We start from the raw sequence: 17,005 nt of genomic DNA on the forward strand, positions 1-17,005 counted from the left end.
AGCGGGGCCTACTTCCGTTTTAGTAGTTGATAGGCGCCTGGAAGAACACATAACAGGGTAATGGCCCCATAACTAATTGACCCTAAAACAGTCAATGATGGGCTCACGCCCCAGAGGGCCAACACTGATGCCAAGGTGGCCTCACGCAAACCCCAACCAGAAATACTAATGGGCAGCATTAATAGCAAACTCAAGGCTGGTAAACCGATCATAAGAGCTTCGGTGGGAACATCCGCTCCATAGGCTTTTAAGCAAAAGCCAAGCGCCAGAATATTAAAACAATGAATGCCTACCGCAAAAATAGCTTGCCCAATATTCGTTGGCCACGCAAAGGCAAACCGAATTCCAGATAAGGCATGATCCAAAGAAAAGCGTGCTAAGAGCGAACGAATCATGGTCATTAATGGTTGATAGGTCAGCGCAAAGGCTAATACAACGCCGCCCCCCAGCATCAGTGCCAAGACCCAATAGCCTAATTCAGTTCCCCAGGAGGCTAGGGTAGCCCCACCCAATACCAAACCAATCCCACCCAAAATGTTATTGCCCATGAGGCCGACCACGCGATCCAGAAGGGTCATTGCAAAGCCTAGCCGTAATTTTGGGTTCTGCTTAGCAATGTCTTCAGCATGAGAAAGCTCTTTTGTAAGCTCTTGTTGTTGGCTGAGCTGGCCGCTAGGAGTTAAGTGCGTACCGGCAATGGCTCGGTAACTATCACCACCTAAAGTGCTCGGTAAGCCCTGATTAATTAATCCCCCCGAGAAATACAGTCCAATGTATCCCATTAGACTCCCCTGAAATCCTGCGCGTCGCATGAATAATCCCCAACGTAGGCCACCGCATACAAAGGCGGCAGTAATGCACAGCGCACCAGCAACTAGCCATTGGGCTTCTAGTTGCAACTCGGATTCAAAAAGGGTTTTCCAATCAATACCGCTCGTCGCTTTCCACAGCAATGCAATCGATAGAACAATCCGAATCGTGGGCCAACTCTTCTTTAGTACGGTTTTCCATGAGGCGCTCATGGGCGTAAGGATAATGCCTCTCGCTGCGGGTTTGCCTTTCCGCCCCAACCCTGGCAGTAACTGAGCTCAAATTGGCTAAGTGCTTCACCCATATGGCCGATGCTCAGTCGATCCAAGGGGCGACAGGTCCGAAATTGACCTTCCCCCACCGGAGGCTTAAAGGACATTTGCGACCAATTGAGCAAAATAACATTCGATCCCTCGGGCAGTGACCCAAACCATAGATCAAATTGATCAAATCGATCATCCAATACAAAAACAGAGGTTGGTCTGGCATACCAAGCGACTCGGCTTGCCAAGGTCCAGTTCTGGACTGCAATACCACTTGCCTTGAGTTCTTTCACCAAAAGATTAGCAAGTGTGGATGCGGAACGCCAACCATATAAATCAGCTAGCGGATTCGATTTCATTTGATTAGCAACTGGATAGCCGGCGGTCATTACGAGTGTTAGTCCGACGACAACCAGCGTCCCTTGGATTGCCAAAAATAAACTAATCAACCAACGCTTGCCTTGCTCCCACCAAAGTGCAAGCCCAACGCCCGCTAAAGGGGCTAAGCAAAACCAAGCAGGTGTGGTCCAGTGCGGCAAGCCGCCACCTCCGGACAAGATAGCAAATACTGCAAAGGGGAGCGCAAAGAAAATAAATAACACCACCAGCTTTTTGGAAGGCTGGGCTGGTGACGAGCGCAGCATACTCCACGAGCCCAGTAAGGGTAGAAATCCAAACACGCCGATTTGGATTCCAATAAAAGTGGCCACTCGGCGCCATTTCCATTCACCACCGGCGCCATGATCAATTTGATATCGAAATGAGATCCAGTCATGGGCGGCATTCCACAGAAGAACAGGACTAATGAGAAGCAGTGCAATCAGGATGGCAATGTAAAACCCTGGCTCCCGCAAGACGCTCCACCGTGGGACGGTCAAGCAAGCAACGCTAAATGCCAGTGCATATAAAATAGCTGTGTATTTACTCAATCCAGCCAATCCAAACAACACCCCCAATAGAATCCATTGGCTAAAACGATATTGCCCATCTTGCACAATCCACCGCAGGGCCATCCACAAAATACCGAGGGCAAGAGGCGTTAATAGGGAGTCAGGTACCAGCCCAACAGCTAGTACATGCGGTAGGGGGGCAAAAACAATCACTGCAACGGCAAATAATCCCGCACGTGAGAACGATTGCGTCTCTGATTGTGGGTGATAAAGATTCCAGAGTTGCTCGGCAATCTGATAGACCAGCGCGCAGGAGATAATCCACAGCACAATCGGAATGAGTCGCAAAATGCCATCGGGCGCATCAATTGCGACTAGCGGCCACTGTATCCAGCCCACCAGCGGCGGGTGATCAAAATAACTCCATGCAAGACGATCTGCATAGAGGGCATAATGCGCCTCATCAACCGATAGCTCAGTCGTAAAGCCCAATGCCAAATGAATAATTGTGCCGAGCGCAATCAGAATAAATGCCCAAGCATAGGGTGTTTGCTTGGTAATTAGCGTCGACATAGAACGTCAGACTTTGTTAGCTATGTAAAGTTGGTAAAGAGCGTGATAGCCATCGCGTGCCATCCCGTCATCGAGCATTAGTTGGTAGAGACGCTTTGCTTGCTCCAAGCCAGGTAAATGAAGTCCCATCTGCTCTGCAGATTCAACTGCAAGACCAATGTCTTTCATAAAGTGCTCAGCCATAAATCCTGGGGCAAAGTCGCCTTTAATCATGCGCGGCCCTTGCACATTGAGCTGGGTGCCGCCTGCTGCGCCACTACCAATCACTTTGAGGACCGCCGAGGCATCAAGCCCCGCCGCTTGGGCATAGCGAATACCCTCGCAAACTCCCATGATGGTCGATGCAATCACAATTTGATTGCAGAGTTTGGCATGCTGACCGGATCCAGCAGGACCTAGTAGCGCAATGTTATTGCCCATGCATTGCAAGATTGGTAAAGCACATTCATAAGCACTTGGATCACCACCAACCATGATGGAAAGACGCGCATCGCGTGCGCCAATATCACCACCGGATACCGGTGCATCTAGAACAAAGACTTGGCGTTCACGAGCGAGTTTTGCAATTCGCACAGCCAATGCTGGACTAGAGGTGGTCATATCAATGGCAATGCAGTTTGGCTTTGCGCCAGCCAAAATACCATTCGTTCCTAAATAAACCTCTTCAACGTCTTTGGGATAGCCAATGATGGTGATCACCACATCGCACTGAGCAGCCAATTCTTTTGGAGAAGAATGCCAAATCGCTCCTTGCTCAAGTAATGCCGCCGCCTTCTCGGGAGAGCGGTTAAAAAGATGCAATGGATAGCCCGCCTTTAATAGGTGCGAAGCCATGCTCTTGCCCATGATGCCAGTGCCAATAAAACCAATAGCTGGCAAGGATGTTGTTCTAGAGTTCATGGGCCTATTTTAAAGGGGCTGGGCTCGCACAGGTTTGCGCTGAACCCCAAGCCAGATCAGGGCAAGGCCAATGATTGTGAGCGGAACAATTGATCCTAAATTAAGGAGGGTCCAGCCTTGCGTCGTGATTAGAACGCCGGAGCTCAATGCAGACAAAGCGGTGGCTAGAAACACAAAGAAATTAATGGCACCTTGAGCCTTATCACGCTCCGATGGGCGATAAGCCTCTAAGGCTAGGGTGGTACTACTCGTAAATAGAAAGTTCCAACCCACCCCCAGTAAAAATAGTGCAGTCAAAAAATGGAAAAAAGTAATGCCTGATAGAGCAATCATGACGCAGGCGATGTTGAGTACCACTCCCATTCGCAAGACCCACATCACGCCGATACGCTTAATGAGGGCGCCAGTAAAAAATCCAGGAGCAAACATGCCAATCACATGCCACTCAAGAACCCATGCGGTTTTATCAAAACTAAATTGACAGGCTTCCATCGCTAAGGGTGTTGCCGCCATGAGTAGGTTCATTACACCGTAGGCGAGTGCGGCAGTAAGAGTGCAAACAATAAATAAGGGCTGGCGCATGATTTCGGAGAGAGGGCGACCGGGCTCTTGGTTGGGATCCCCGCGTTTTTCAGGAAAGCGAATCTGACTAATCACTGCGAATGCGATCACCGCAACACCAGCTAAGGTGATATAGGCGCCTGCAAAAGGTTGCATGAACCAATCGCGCGTCCAGCTTGCCATATTGGGCCCTAAAACAGCGCCCAAGATGCCTCCAGCCAACACCCATGAGATCGCTTTCTCTTTGGCTGTTTTATCCGCAAGTTCTGCGGCAGCAAACCGATAGAGTTGAGCATTGGCGTTATAAAACCCCGCAATGATTGTTCCAAGATTTAAAAGCCAAAATTGTTTCTCTAAGGTCGCAAAAGCACACAAGAGCGACGAAAACAGGGCTACGAGTAAGGCAATCTGAAAGGAGCGCTTTCGACCCAAGCGCTGTTGAACTCTAGCCACGAGGGTAGTTGCCATGGCGCTGCCCACCACATACGCCATCACCGGCAGAGTTGCTAACCAAGGCTCGGGTGCCAGCGCAAAACCCACTAGGCCATTAATGGCAATAAAGGTAACGTTATTGGTGAGATAAAGCCCCTGTGCCAGGGTCAGAAACCAGAGATTTTTATTCATTCTGCATGGTCATAAAAGCTCTACGATAATGCATTGCATGATGCGTAGGCATACTGCTCTAATCCCTTTGTATCTTCTTCTTGGCTATCTGCTTCAAGGTTGCGCCGGGTTTGGTACTGACTCTAGTCAGTCCAGTGCAGATAAGCTCGACCCCTTGGTGGCTCGTGAAGATATCAAGAAGTTTTCAGCACAACCTGCGAATGAACCCCTTAGAGGATGGAGCTTTTATCGCTTGGCACCCTATAAGAAAAATACTGCTTATCGCCTTGAGAACTACCAGGGTCGAACAGTGCTCAGTGCGAATGCAAAAAAATCAGCCTCAGGGTTGGCGGTAAAACTCAAACCTCGGCCATCGCAACATCTTTGGCTAGAGTGGGAATGGAAAGCCACCGGTACTTTAGATAAAGCAAATAATTTAGATCGATATGCGGATGATGCGCCATTGCGAATCCTAGTTGCATTTGATGGCGATCGATCAAAGTTAACTTTGAAAGACAAAATGGTCGGTGAGCTTGCGCAGATCATGAGTGGACAAGAAATGCCATATGCCACACTCATGTATATCTGGTCACCTAATGGTCAGCTCAATCAAATCAAGCCAAATTCACATACGAATCGGATCAAGATGATTGCAGTCGATGCCGGTAAAGAAAACCTCGGACAATGGCGTAAGCACAGCAGAGACCTAACCGCTGACTATGAAGCGGCTTATGGTTACGCACCAGGGAATTTGATTGGAATTGCACTCTTGACGGATACAGACAATACTAACTCTGAAACCAAAGCCTATTATGGGGATATTGAGCTGAAATATAAGAACTACAAGCCCAATTAATCACTGGCTTGGGAAATTTCCTTTAGTTCCCGTTATGATCACTTTAAAAGATATATTTCTTGCATTAGAAACGCTTTAAGGAGACAAAATTGTCGGTTAGTACGGAACAGGTTCAACAAGCCCTCAAAGGGGTAAAGGATCCAAATACACAAATTGATTTTGTGAGCTCAAAATCAGTTCGTAATCTCAAAGTCAATGATGGAGATGTTTCTCTCGATATTGTTTTGGGTTATCCAGCTAAAAGCCAAATTGATCTGATTCGTCAATTAGTGGTCAGTGCCATTCGAGAACTTCCTGGGGTAAAAAATGTCAGCGTGGCGATTACCACCGATATTGTCGCGCACGCTGTGCAACGTGGAGTCAAGTTACTCCCTGGTGTAAAAAATATTATTGCAGTCGCCAGCGGTAAGGGCGGTGTTGGAAAATCAACCACCGCAGTGAATCTAGCCTTGGCATTAGCTGCTGAGGGCGCTCAAGTCGGAATCTTGGATGCGGATATCTATGGCCCCAGTCAGCCCATGATGCTGGGCATCACTGGGCGCCCCGAGTCGCTAGCCGAGAATACGATTGAGCCGATGGAAGGACATGGCTTGCAAGCCAGTTCAATTGGATTTTTGATTGAGCCCGATAACCCCATGGTGTGGCGAGGCCCCATGGTGACCTCGGCCTTAGAGCAGCTATTACGCCAAACACGTTGGCGTGACCTAGATTATCTGATTGTGGATATGCCACCAGGAACTGGTGACATTCAGTTAACACTTTCACAAAAGGTTCCGGTCACCGGATCCGTGATTGTCACCACACCTCAAGATATCGCTCTACTTGATGCTCGTAAAGGGCTCAAGATGTTTGAGAAAGTCGGAATTCCTATCATCGGCATTATTGAGAATATGAGCACGTATGTGTGCCCCAAGTGCAATCACGAAGAGCATATATTTGGTGAGGGCGGTGGCAAGAAAATGTGCCAAGACTATGGCGTTGACTTTCTTGGTGCTCTCCCACTCAATCTCTCGATTCGTGAACAGGCAGACTCTGGAAGACCCACGGTGGTCGCAGATCCTGATGGCGCAATTAGCTCGATCTATAAAGGGATTGCGCGTCAAGTCGCCATTCGCATTGCCAACCTTAGCAAAGACATGACCAGTAAGTTCCCCAGCATTGTGGTGCAAAAGACCTAACGGATCAATGCTATGCGTTTTGCCATCGTCATTCGAAAGCAAAAGATTGATAATCCATGGCAAAACTATCGTTGGTGTTTACTTCAGGTTGTTCCTGATATTGGGCAGTTTGGTAATTCTTTAGAACAGGCGGGTACACCCATTAACCCTAAGGTGGTTGGACGACTTCTAGAGCGGGATGATGATGGCGAGTCTTGGGTATTCGCAGGATTTGACTTCCAGTTCTTTCGGGATGAGGCTGAAGGCTACTATTTAAATTCCACCTCACCTGATCCATGTTGGTTTGTGATGTGGCGTCTTGAGACTGATTTCGAGTCTTATTTAGAGCCAAATTCAATTCCGATGGTAAGTAATGATGATGGGGCGGGGCTTGCAATACCTCATCGATTAATGTTGAGCTACAACGAGGCAGCCCGATTGATTGATGGGGGGGAGCAGGTCGATACAAGCCCACTGCAAGACGAGATGAAAGTATTCTTAGCCCAATACGTTGCAGAGAATTACAAACCGGAGCCCAAAAAACGTGCGAAGCCAGCCTCCTTTAAAGGCGCCAACCGCCCAGCGGAGCCTTAATGGCCGAAGATAATTTTTTATCTCGCTGGTCTCGAAAAAAAGCTGGGCTTGCAGAAGAGGCCGCTCCAGCGCCATCGACTGCTCCCGTTACTAAAGCACCCGATACGCTATTAAAAGAAGTAAATGATGAAGTAAGTAATGAAGAAAAAAAAGAAATTTTTGCCCCAGATCAGGCGCAGCAGCCCCCGACTCCAACCATTGAGGATGTTGAAAAAATTGATGTGAAATCACCTGATTTCTCGGCCTTTATGCGTCCCGATGTCGATCCTGTCGTACAGCAGGCCGCTCTTAAGAAAATGTTCAGCGATCCGCACTTTAATGTGATGGATGGTTTGGATATTTATATTGATGATTACTCAAAACCCGATCCAATTCCACTGGATATGCTCAAACGCATGCAGCAATCTGAGCTCTTGGGTATCTTCAAATCGACCGAGGAGCTCTATCCCGATAGTAAGCAAGACGCCTTGGATCAAGCGGATGCAATTCAAACATCGGCCAAGGAACATACGCAAATTGAGCAATCATCACAACCAGCTCCCATGGATAACCAGGACGCTGCTCAGCCAATCGATATAGAATCAGATTCATTAAACCCAAAAGTAGTTGATGAGAAACCTAGTGGAGAGAGACAGGCAAAACGCGATTCCGATACTTCAGGGTCTTAGCGCGAAGCTTTAAAACAAAATGAGTAAAAAATTAGTCTGCGATTGCAATCGCAGTATGCCTCTTGACCCAAAAGAAATGGGCATGCCCATTCATACATCCTTATGCCGCCAAGAGGTGGGACAGTTTCTAAATGCTCTAAATGAGTCTGAGCCGATTGTGGTCGCTTGTACGCAAGAGCGTGCTTTGTTTACTGAACTTGCGAGTCAGGCAGAAAAACCTCTGATTGCACCCCTTCAATTTGTCAACATTCGTGAGATGGCTGGATGGTCTAAGGATGCGAAGGAATCACACCCAAAGATCAAGGCTTTACTTTCAGTAACCGATTTGCCTGAGCCCGATGCGGTTCCGATTGTTGACTATCACAGCGATGGACGCGTACTGATCATCGGACCTGGAGATCAAGCCATCTATTGGGCGCAGCGCCTTGGTCAGTCATTGGAAGTGAGTGTCTTGTTAACGGAGCCCAGCCCGTTGCCCACTGGGCGAAGCTACCCAGTATTTACTGGAAAGATTACAAGTCTCGAAGGTTATCTAGGGCGCTTTATCGCCAAATGGGAGCTTACTAATCCCATTGATCCAGAGATGTGTACGCGATGCGGGGCATGTGTTGCTGTATGCCCTGAAAATGCGATCGATTTGTCGTTTCAAATTGATTTGGATAAATGCAAATCCCACCGTGCCTGCGTCACTGCGTGTGCTGGCATCGGCGCAATTAATTTTGAGCGAGCAGAACGTTCTCGTGAGGGCGAGTTTGATCTGATTCTTGATCTGCAAACGAATCCTAGTATTCAAATTAGTCAAAAACCTCAGGGATATTTTGCGCCTGGCGTAGATCGATTCGAGCAATCCTTGGCAGCCAGTCAATTGCTTGGAATGGTTGGTGAGTTTGAGAAGCCAAAATATTTTGTCTATACCGAAAAAATTTGTGCCCATGGACGTAATGGCAAGGTCGGTTGCTCCGCATGTATTGATGTGTGTTCAACAAAAGCAATTCAGTCAGTATTTAAGGATGGACAGGGTAAGGTAGAAGTCAATCCAAACCTCTGTATGGGATGCGGCGCTTGTGCGACGGTTTGTCCATCAGGTGCGATGCGTTATAACTTTCCGAGCGTCGCGTATCAGGGGCGGCAGATCAAAACACTGGCACAAACCTACTTGAGTGGCATTGCTAGCTCGAAGCCTGGTCATAATGCGCCAAGCTTATTGATACATAGCCAACAAGCTGGCACCACGCTTTTAGAAAATCTTGGGCGAGCTGCCCGCACGAAACCAAAAGAAATTGTTGGGCTGCCTGCATTTGTGATTCCATTTGCTGTTGAACATATTGCTTCAACCGGAATTGATTTGTGGTTTGGTGCAATGTCGTATGGTTTCGGTGAGGTTGTTTTGCTACTGAGTGGTGACGAAGACCCTGGATACCGAAGTGCGCTTACCGAGCAGGCTGACTTGGCCAATTCAATTTCACAAGCATTAGGCTATGGCCAACGTGTACGCTGCATCATGGCTTCCTCAAGTTCGGATATCAATGCAGTTAATCAGGTCATGGCTGAGTTACTTAATCGTAAAGCCCAAAAATTAATGGCACCTCCGGCAAGCTTTGCTTTGGCGATGCAAAAGCGCGAGACCCTTGAAATGAGTTTGGAGCATTTATTGGAATTTGCTCCACAGGCGCTCCCCGCCGAGGGTGTTCCACTGCCAGCCCACTCACCCTTAGGGGCAATTGCGGTCAATAAAGAGGCGTGCACGCTTTGCATGTCCTGTGTGGGGGCATGCCCTGAGGGCGCTTTATTGGATAATCCCGATGAGCCACAGCTCTCATTTATCGAAAAACAGTGCGTGCAGTGCGGACTATGTGAGCAAACCTGCCCTGAAAACGCAATCACTTTAAGCCCCCGCTTGAGTTCGATTGAGCAGCGCAAGCAAAAGGTTTTACTCAATAAAACCGAGCCATTCCATTGCATCAGCTGTGGCAAGGCATTTGGCACCCTGAAGATGGTCGAGTTGATGCTTGGTCGAATTGGCACCCATCACGCTTTCTCAGGTGAGGCTTTGAATCGCCTGAAAATGTGTAGCGATTGCCGTGTCGTGGATATGATGAAAAAAGAACTGTGAACAACATTCATGAGCGAAGCAAATATTCCCCAGACACCAGAACTTAGCCAAGAGGGCTTAGCTGAAGACTTGGCACGTGCCGATTTGTATGGCCTGCTCGCAAACTTATTTTTTCAGCCGCCAGACCAAGTATTGCTCGATCAAATAAGCGCATCTGGAAATGCAGATAACCCTGATAATCAGGCACCATTGGCAAGTGTTTGGACCGACTTGGTTGAGGCAGCCAAGCATAGTAAGGCATCGGATTGGAAGGCCGAATACGACAGTAGTTTTTTGGGAGTCGGCAAACCCAATGTGTTTTTATATGGCTCCTACTATCTCGCTGGGCATTTGCATGAAAAGCCGCTCCTAGACATTAGGCGCTCACTTTTGCAATTTGGGCTGGAGGCCTCTGATTCAGTTGCCGAAACCGAGGATCATATTGCAGCCTTATTTGAGGTCATGCGTTACCTCATCGCGGGGGAGGATGTGGAGGTAGCGAATTTGACTAATCAGCGAATATTTTTCAACGATCATATTCGCCCTTGGTATGACGAATTGTGCGATGCAATCGATGCTGATCCGGAAACCCATTTGTACAAAGCCGTCTCGGCGCTGACCCGAGAGTTTTTGGCGATTGAGGGTCAAGGTTTTGATATGGTTTAGTCAAATTCAATTGACACCATAGTTTTTGCATTTAAGGGTAAATCCTAGCGTCTAAAACATGCAAAAACTTACATAAATATTTCAATTCTTCTAAACTCAAAGTGTTGATATGCATCAACTATATTCGTGTAAAGGAATATTTATGGACAGCAAAAAAGTTGTAGACGCTCAAGAAAAATCCAAACCATCGCGTCGTAAATTTTTCATTGGCGCGGGAGTCACTGTTGGTGCGGCTGCTGTTGCTTCTCAAACACCGCTTGGTCAGGCGATTGTTCAGGATGTTGCTGAGGCAGTCACCAGTAAGCCTGATGGCTATCATCTGACCGCTCACATTAAGAAGTATTACCAAACAACGCTCGTTTAATCGAGCGTTTTTTATTGAACAAAATTATTTATTGCTTATCGCAGGAGTCTCATCATGAGCCTAACTCGCAAATCAACCTCAACCTCTAGCCGGGTTCCTTCCCAACTGATTGGTAGCCTATCCCGCGGATTGCGTTCAGCAGTTCCGACTATGGACCGCCGTACGTTCTTAAAACGTTCCGGTATTGGTGTTGGTGCTGGTATTGCCGCTACTCAATTAAATATGCTCCAAAAAGCGAATGCAGCTGAGACCAAAGCGATGCTTGATGGCAAAGGCAAGATTGAAGTGAAGCGCACAGTTTGTACCCATTGCTCAGTGGGGTGCTCGTTTGATGCAACCGTTGAAAATGGGGTTTGGGTTCGTCAAGATCCCGTCTTTGAATCGCCAATCAATATGGGTGGCGCATGCGCAAAGGGCGCTGCATTACGTGAGCATGGGCATGGCGACTATCGTTTGCGCACCCCCATGAAGTTAGTGGATGGCAAATACCAGAAAATTTCTTGGGATCAGGCGCTTGATGAGATTACCGCCAAGATGAAAGATCTGCGTTCAAAGTACACGCCAGACTCCATCTTCTTTATTGGCTCATCCAAGTACAACAACGAGCAAGCCTATTTGCTTCGTAAGTTTGTGTCGTTCTACGGTACCAATAATACCGACCACCAGGCGCGTATTTGCCACTCGACCACTGTTGCAGGTGTAGCAAATACCTGGGGTTATGGTGCAATGACCAATAGCTACAACGACATGATGAACTCGAAGGCGGCGTTATATATCGGCTCGAATGCTGCTGAGGCGCACCCTGTTTCCATGTTGCATATGCTGCACGCGAAAGAGAATGGCTGTAAAGTCATCGTAGTCGATCCACGCTATACCCGAACCGCTGCAAAATCGGATCAATATGTGCGGATTCGTTCTGGTACAGACATCCCATTCCTCTTTGGTGTGCTGTATCACATCTTCCAAAATGGTTGGGAGGACAAGAAGTACATCAACGACCGTGTCTTTGGTATGGACGACATTCGCAAAGAGGTCATGGAAAAGTGGACACCAGCTAACGTCGAAGAGGCTTGCGGAGTTCCAGAGGCGCAAGTTAAGCGAGTTGCAGAAACCATGGTTAAGAATCGTCCAGGAACGATTGTTTGGTGTATGGGGCAAACGCAGCACACCGTTGGTAACGCCATGGTTCGCGCTTCTTGCATCTTGCAATTAGCGCTCGGTAATATTGGCGTGTCCGGTGGTGGCGCCAACATCTTCCGTGGCCACGATAATGTTCAGGGCGCAACCGATGTTGGTCCAAACCCAGATTCTTTACCAGGCTACTATGGCCTTGCCGCTGGTTCGTGGAAACACTACGCTGCTGTATGGGGTGTTGACTATGAGTGGATTAAGGGTCGCTATGCCCCTGACATGATGGAGAAGTCGGGTACTACCGTTTCTCGATGGATTGACGCCGTCCTTGAAAAAGATGACATGGTTGATCAAGCCACCGCAGTGAAAGGCGTGTTCTTCTGGGGCCATGCACCAAACTCCCAAACCCGTGGCTTGGATATGAAGCGCGCCATGGATAAATTAGACCTTCTGGTAGTGGTCGATCCCTATCCAAGCGCAACGGCTGCAATGGCAGCGATGCCACCTGCTCCTGGTGGGACGGTTAATAAAAACCGCGCGGTGTATTTGCTACCAACTACAACTCAGTTTGAGTGCGCAGGTTCCGCAACTGCATCGAATCGTTCAGTGCAGTGGCGCGAGAAGGTGATCGATCCGCTCTTCGAGTCTGTTCCTGATCATGTTCTGATGCAAGCTTTTGCTGACCGCTTAGGCTTTGGTAAAGAGCTCTCGAAGAACTTCAAGATGTTAGATTCTAAGTTCGCTGGTAAGAACTGGAAAGAGCCCGAAGTTGAGTCGATCTTGCGCGAAATTAATCAGGCCGTTTGGACGATTGGTTACACCGGCCATACCCCAGAGCGTTTGAAGGCACATATGCGCATGATGAGCGTGTTTGACCCGAAAACACTGCGCTCACGTGGTGGCAAAGATCCAGTTACTGGTTATGACACAGCCGGTGATTATTTTGGATTGCCATGGCCATGCTTTGGTAATGCCGCGCTCAAACACCCTGGTTCACCTAACCTGTATGACACCAGTAAGCACGTGATGGATGGTGGTGGTAATTTCCGAGCCAACTTTGGTGTTGAGAAGGATGGTAAGTCACTCTTGGCTGCTGATGGTTCGTTCTCGAAGGGTGCTGACATCAAAACTGGATACCCAGAGGTAGACCATGTTTTCTTGAAGAAGTTAGGTTGGTGGAATGAGCTCACCGAGGATGAGAAAAAAGCTGCCGAAGGAAAGAACTGGAAGACTGACCTTTCTGGTGGAATCATCCGCGTCACCATGAAAAACCATGGCTGCCATCCATTTGGCAATGCCAAGGCCCGTGCAGTGGTTTGGAACTTTCCTGATCCAATTCCAATTCACCGCGAAGCGCTCTATAGCACTCGTCCAGACATGGTCGCGAAGTACCCAACCCATGATGATGTGAAGACCTTCTGGCGCCTACCGACTTTGTTTAAGACAGTTCAGAACAAAGCAATTGAAGACAAGCTTTATGAAAAGTTCCCCATCATTTTGACCTCGGGTCGCTTAGTGGAATACGAGGGTGGCGGTGAAGAGACTCGATCAAACCCATGGCTTGCTGAGTTACAGCAAGAGAACTTTGTGGAGATTAATCCGAGTGCAGCAGCCCGGCGAGGTATCAAAAATTGGGACTTTGTTTGGGTGAAATCACCAACGGGTGCCAAGATCAAGGTGCGCGCATTAGTAACCGAACGCGTAGCCCCAGATACTGCCTTTGTGCCTTTCCATTTTTCGGGATGGTGGGAAGGAAAAGATCTGCTCGATTTTTATCCAAAAGGAGCCTATCCGATTGTTCGTGGTGAGGCCGTTAATACCGGCACTACTTATGGATATGACCGCGTCACCATGATGCAAGAGACCAAGACCACGATCTGTCAGATCGAAAAGGCTGCTTAACTAACACCGCAAAGTCAGGAGATTAACTATGGCAAGAATGAAATTTATCTGCGACGCAGAACGGTGTATTGAATGCAACGGTTGCGTTACAGCATGTAAGAACGAGAATGAGGTACCTTGGGGCGTTAATCGCCGAAGGGTAGTTACCATTAATGATGGTGTCGTTGGCGCTGAAAAATCCATCTCAGTAGCATGTATGCATTGTGCAGACGCACCATGTATGGCTGTTTGCCCAGTCGATTGCTTCTATCGTACCGATGAGGGCGTGGTACTTCATAACAAGGACACCTGCATTGGATGCGGCTATTGTTCATATGCCTGTCCATTTGGCGCACCTCAGTTCCCAAGCTCTGGCGTATTTGGTTTGCGTGGCAAGATGGATAAGTGCACCTTCTGCAGCGGTGGTCCCGAAAAGAACGGTAGCGTCGCTGAGTTCGAGAAGTATGGCCGTAATCGTTTGGCTGAAGGCAAATTACCACTTTGCGCTGAGCTTTGCTCAACTAAAGCATTGATTGGTGGCGATGGCGATGTAATTGCCGATGTGTTCCGAACCCGTGTGGTCAAGCGGATGGCTGCTGGTAAGAATGCTGGAGCCGATGTATTTGGTTGGGCAACTGCTTACGGCAAACCCAATGCTCCCGCACCCGCTGCTAAACCAGCCGCTGGAGGTAAATCATGAAACTCGCCATAACGAGCGCCTTAGTTGTAACCGCTTTATTGGCTGGCTGTAACGAGGCGAATGTGGGTACCTCAGCGTCTAAGCGACCCGATATGGCTCCTTACATGGGTGCTGATAATGGGTTTATGGCGAAAGGTTGGAAACCAGGTGATCAGGCGAGCTGGAATGCTGAGATTACGAAGCGGAATCAGTTTCAGTCTGAGTACAGCAGAATCAAATAAAAATTAGAATAATTTGGAGATGATCCGATGAATGCATCATTTGGCTCTGTAATACGATCTATCCTGTTGGCAGCAGGTCTTGCTATCAGCTCTCTAAGTATTGCTCAACAAGGAACCGCCCAGTCGCCGACTCCTCAGAAGGTTGAGTCAGTCAATATTCTGGATGTTGGACGGTCCTCGAATGCAACTACTCAAGCTGCCATTGAGGCGGGTAAAAATCAACCAGGAAACAATGCACCAATCTGGAGAATGGTGAATAGCGACGAGGTGCATTACACCTCCTTGCCAGGAGCTGAAAATGGTGTATTGATCCAAAAGACCGGGCAAGAGTGGCGTTTAATTCGTAATGGCGTAATTACTGTTTATGGAGCCTGGCTTTTAACCCTTGCACTCTGTGGCGTAGTCGCGATGTATATCTTCAAGGGAACTATCAAGCTACATGAGCCGATGTCCGGACGTAAAATCCAGCGCTTTACCTTGTTAGAGCGAATTACCCATTGGACCATGGCGTTTACCTTTGTGGCACTTGCCTTTACCGGCATCATGATCTTATGGGGTAAATATTTCTTATTACCATTAACAGGGCCAGCATTCTTCGGAACCTTCTTATTGGTTTGCAAAAATGTGCATAACTTTGTGGGCCCCGCATTCACTGTCAGTATCGTAGTGTTCTTTATTCTCTTTGTCCGCAGAAACCTTCCTGAGAAGGGCGATATGGCCTGGGCGCTTGGATTTGGTGGTTTGATCTCAGGCAAACATATCCCTGCTGGATTTTTTAACTTCGGTGAGAAGTTCTGGTTTTGGGTTGGAATGGTGATTTTAGGCTCCGCAGTATCCGCATCTGGATGGGTGCTCGATATGATCGTCCCATTTATTCAGATTGAATACTGGCGTGGCACCATGCAGATTGCCAACATCATCCATGGTGTGGGAGCGATTTTGATGACTGCCCTTGCGCTCGGGCATATCTACATCGGTACGATTGGTATGCAAGGCTCAATCGATGCCATGAAAACAGGGTATTGCGATGAGACTTGGGCTAAAGAGCACCATGAGCTTTGGTATAAAAAATTAGGAAAGGGGTAATTCACATGAAACGTTTGCTTGTTGGTTCTGTCTGTTTAATTGGATCAACCGTCGCCCTAGCTGCATTACCACCCCCAACCCCACAGCAAGCCGAGGCAGCAGCTCTTGCTAAAGCAAAAACTGCTTATGCAGGAACCGTTGCCAGCTATCAGCTTTGCCAATCCATAAATGCCATTGCGATGAAATATAAAACAGCAGGTACGCCCAATCCTGCCCCTTGTGTTGCGCCACCCCCATTTGTACCTCCTGCAACAGCCTCAGTCGCACCAGCGCCCGCACCTGCTAAAAAATAACTCAATATTTCTTAATAGGAATCCCCAAGGCGACCCTTGGGGATTTTTTATTTGACAGCGGGATTGAGGGTGTATCGTCCAGTGATCTGTGCGCTAGCCAAAATATGACGCTGTAAGGCTGCTAATGCAGTTTTGCCATCAAAGGTGGAACCCAAACCAAGCGATGGCGTATCGAGGGCATAGACCGTAAAAATATAGTGATGCCAAATGCTGTCATTCCATGGCGGGCAAGGGCCATCGTAACCAAAATAATTGCCCTTCATTTCAGCGTCACCTGAGAACCACGCGGTGTAATCATTGATCCCGTGTAAGGCGCCGTGGTGTGTTCCAGGGCCGGGTTTACCTCGGGGCACCACTTCGGTTGAGTAGTGACCTGCTGGGATCTCAGTGATCGTCTTGGGAATATCGACCATGACCCAGTGAAAGAAATCAATGCGGGGTAGGGATGCGGGTACCGTTTTACCTTCTTGATTGACGTCATCCGGCTTGGAGGGAACATCTGGATCATGGCAAATCAAAGTAAACGATTGTGTGCCAGCGGGAATATCCTCCCACCGCAAATGGGGATTGTGATTTGACCCAAGACATACATGTCCCCGATCATTAGGAATGCAAAACGCATACTGTCCTGGAATCACTGCACCATCTTGAAAGCTTGAACTGGTGAGTCGCATAGGGTCTCCTAATATTGAATAA

General features: G+C 48.2%; 17 protein-coding genes. 12 read left to right on the plus strand and 5 right to left on the minus strand.

Annotated elements, in window-relative coordinates; genetic code table 11:
* Positions 1-8: 8 nt before the first annotated feature.
* Genes QUE64_RS03155 through QUE64_RS03170 form a run of 4 tightly spaced genes read right to left on the minus strand, consistent with a single transcriptional unit; the run spans position 9 to position 4,621 of the window.
* Positions 9-1,022 (minus strand): lysylphosphatidylglycerol synthase transmembrane domain-containing protein, encoded by a 1,014-nt coding sequence (locus QUE64_RS03155; RefSeq protein ID WP_286225879.1) that lies wholly within the window; start codon positions 1,020-1,022, stop codon positions 9-11.
* The gene (locus QUE64_RS03160) at positions 1,019-2,536 is read right to left on the minus strand and encodes an ArnT family glycosyltransferase (protein WP_286225880.1); all 1,518 of its coding nucleotides are present in this window, start codon (positions 2,534-2,536) and stop codon (positions 1,019-1,021) included. Before QUE64_RS03160 ends, QUE64_RS03155 begins: the two co-directional genes overlap by 4 nt.
* A gap of 6 nt (positions 2,537-2,542) precedes the next feature.
* Positions 2,543-3,436: an NAD(P)-dependent oxidoreductase gene (locus QUE64_RS03165; protein WP_286225881.1), complete on the minus strand. Its 894-nt coding sequence runs from the start codon at positions 3,434-3,436 to the stop codon at positions 2,543-2,545.
* A gap of 9 nt (positions 3,437-3,445) precedes the next feature.
* A complete protein-coding gene (locus QUE64_RS03170; protein ID WP_286225882.1) occupies positions 3,446-4,621 on the minus strand; it encodes an MFS transporter in 1,176 nt (391 codons plus the stop codon).
* A 37-nt stretch (positions 4,622-4,658) separates the two neighbouring features.
* On the opposite strand from QUE64_RS03170, the gene QUE64_RS03175 reads away from it, so the two are divergent.
* From QUE64_RS03175 to QUE64_RS03230, 12 genes are all read left to right on the plus strand, one after another.
* Positions 4,659-5,456 (plus strand): DUF3047 domain-containing protein, encoded by a 798-nt coding sequence (locus tag QUE64_RS03175; RefSeq protein ID WP_286225883.1) that lies wholly within the window; start codon positions 4,659-4,661, stop codon positions 5,454-5,456.
* Between the two features lie 89 nt (positions 5,457-5,545).
* The gene (gene apbC / locus QUE64_RS03180; RefSeq protein WP_286224372.1) at positions 5,546-6,634 is read left to right on the plus strand and encodes an iron-sulfur cluster carrier protein ApbC; all 1,089 of its coding nucleotides are present in this window, start codon (positions 5,546-5,548) and stop codon (positions 6,632-6,634) included.
* Between the two features lie 12 nt (positions 6,635-6,646).
* Positions 6,647-7,207: a DUF3305 domain-containing protein gene (locus QUE64_RS03185; RefSeq protein ID WP_286224374.1), complete on the plus strand. Its 561-nt coding sequence runs from the start codon at positions 6,647-6,649 to the stop codon at positions 7,205-7,207.
* Complete coding sequence (locus tag QUE64_RS03190) at positions 7,207-7,875, plus strand: DUF3306 domain-containing protein (protein WP_286224375.1); 669 nt, start codon at positions 7,207-7,209, stop codon at positions 7,873-7,875. The genes QUE64_RS03185 and QUE64_RS03190 overlap by 1 nt, the downstream gene beginning before the upstream one ends.
* A 19-nt stretch (positions 7,876-7,894) precedes the next feature.
* Positions 7,895-9,988: a 4Fe-4S binding protein gene (locus tag QUE64_RS03195; RefSeq protein WP_286225884.1), complete on the plus strand. Its 2,094-nt coding sequence runs from the start codon at positions 7,895-7,897 to the stop codon at positions 9,986-9,988.
* Positions 9,989-9,997: 9 nt separating this feature from the next.
* Positions 9,998-10,633: a TorD/DmsD family molecular chaperone gene (locus QUE64_RS03200; RefSeq protein ID WP_286225886.1), complete on the plus strand. Its 636-nt coding sequence runs from the start codon at positions 9,998-10,000 to the stop codon at positions 10,631-10,633.
* Positions 10,634-10,775: 142 nt separating this feature from the next.
* A complete protein-coding gene (locus QUE64_RS03205) occupies positions 10,776-10,997 on the plus strand; it encodes a formate dehydrogenase (RefSeq protein ID WP_108508114.1) in 222 nt (73 codons plus the stop codon).
* 54 nt (positions 10,998-11,051) lie between these two features.
* Positions 11,052-14,030 (plus strand): formate dehydrogenase subunit alpha, encoded by a 2,979-nt coding sequence (locus QUE64_RS03210; RefSeq protein WP_286225887.1) that lies wholly within the window; start codon positions 11,052-11,054, stop codon positions 14,028-14,030.
* A 28-nt stretch (positions 14,031-14,058) separates the two neighbouring features.
* Complete coding sequence (fdh3B, locus tag QUE64_RS03215) at positions 14,059-14,709, plus strand: formate dehydrogenase FDH3 subunit beta (protein ID WP_286224382.1); 651 nt, start codon at positions 14,059-14,061, stop codon at positions 14,707-14,709.
* Positions 14,706-14,930 (plus strand): hypothetical protein, encoded by a 225-nt coding sequence (locus QUE64_RS03220; protein ID WP_286225888.1) that lies wholly within the window; start codon positions 14,706-14,708, stop codon positions 14,928-14,930. Before fdh3B ends, QUE64_RS03220 begins: the two co-directional genes overlap by 4 nt.
* Positions 14,931-14,957: 27 nt before the next feature.
* Positions 14,958-16,016, plus strand: a complete 1,059-nt coding sequence (locus QUE64_RS03225) for a formate dehydrogenase subunit gamma (protein ID WP_286225889.1) — start codon at positions 14,958-14,960, stop codon at positions 16,014-16,016.
* A 5-nt stretch (positions 16,017-16,021) separates the two neighbouring features.
* Complete coding sequence (locus QUE64_RS03230) at positions 16,022-16,309, plus strand: hypothetical protein (protein ID WP_286224385.1); 288 nt, start codon at positions 16,022-16,024, stop codon at positions 16,307-16,309.
* A gap of 47 nt (positions 16,310-16,356) precedes the next feature.
* Here the strand turns inward: QUE64_RS03230 and QUE64_RS03235 are convergent, their stop codons facing one another.
* A complete protein-coding gene (locus tag QUE64_RS03235) occupies positions 16,357-16,983 on the minus strand; it encodes a YbhB/YbcL family Raf kinase inhibitor-like protein (protein WP_286225891.1) in 627 nt (208 codons plus the stop codon).
* Positions 16,984-17,005 lie beyond the last annotated feature (22 nt).

The organism is Polynucleobacter sp. HIN7 (assembly GCF_030297595.1).
Classification (GTDB): Bacteria; Pseudomonadota; Gammaproteobacteria; order Burkholderiales; family Burkholderiaceae; genus Polynucleobacter.

Bases quoted from the DNA above. Each gene is read 5' to 3' on its own strand.
- QUE64_RS03155 (WP_286225879.1), bottom strand. From the start codon at position 1,022: ATGAGCGCCTCATGGAAAACCGTACTAAAGAAGAGTTGGCCCACGATT.
- QUE64_RS03160 (WP_286225880.1), bottom strand. From the start codon at position 2,536: ATGTCGACGCTAATTACCAAGCAAACACCCTATGCTTGGGCATTTATT.
- QUE64_RS03165 (WP_286225881.1), bottom strand. From the start codon at position 3,436: ATGAACTCTAGAACAACATCCTTGCCAGCTATTGGTTTTATTGGCACT.
- QUE64_RS03170 (WP_286225882.1), bottom strand. From the start codon at position 4,621: ATGAATAAAAATCTCTGGTTTCTGACCCTGGCACAGGGGCTTTATCTC.
- QUE64_RS03175 (WP_286225883.1), top strand. From the start codon at position 4,659: ATGATGCGTAGGCATACTGCTCTAATCCCTTTGTATCTTCTTCTTGGC.
- QUE64_RS03185 (WP_286224374.1), top strand. From the start codon at position 6,647: ATGCGTTTTGCCATCGTCATTCGAAAGCAAAAGATTGATAATCCATGG.
- QUE64_RS03190 (WP_286224375.1), top strand. From the start codon at position 7,207: ATGGCCGAAGATAATTTTTTATCTCGCTGGTCTCGAAAAAAAGCTGGG.
- QUE64_RS03195 (WP_286225884.1), top strand. From the start codon at position 7,895: ATGAGTAAAAAATTAGTCTGCGATTGCAATCGCAGTATGCCTCTTGAC.
- QUE64_RS03200 (WP_286225886.1), top strand. From the start codon at position 9,998: ATGAGCGAAGCAAATATTCCCCAGACACCAGAACTTAGCCAAGAGGGC.
- QUE64_RS03205 (WP_108508114.1), top strand. From the start codon at position 10,776: ATGGACAGCAAAAAAGTTGTAGACGCTCAAGAAAAATCCAAACCATCG.
- QUE64_RS03210 (WP_286225887.1), top strand. From the start codon at position 11,052: ATGAGCCTAACTCGCAAATCAACCTCAACCTCTAGCCGGGTTCCTTCC.
- fdh3B (WP_286224382.1), top strand. From the start codon at position 14,059: ATGGCAAGAATGAAATTTATCTGCGACGCAGAACGGTGTATTGAATGC.
- QUE64_RS03220 (WP_286225888.1), top strand. From the start codon at position 14,706: ATGAAACTCGCCATAACGAGCGCCTTAGTTGTAACCGCTTTATTGGCT.
- QUE64_RS03225 (WP_286225889.1), top strand. From the start codon at position 14,958: ATGAATGCATCATTTGGCTCTGTAATACGATCTATCCTGTTGGCAGCA.
- QUE64_RS03230 (WP_286224385.1), top strand. From the start codon at position 16,022: ATGAAACGTTTGCTTGTTGGTTCTGTCTGTTTAATTGGATCAACCGTC.
- QUE64_RS03235 (WP_286225891.1), bottom strand. From the start codon at position 16,983: ATGCGACTCACCAGTTCAAGCTTTCAAGATGGTGCAGTGATTCCAGGA.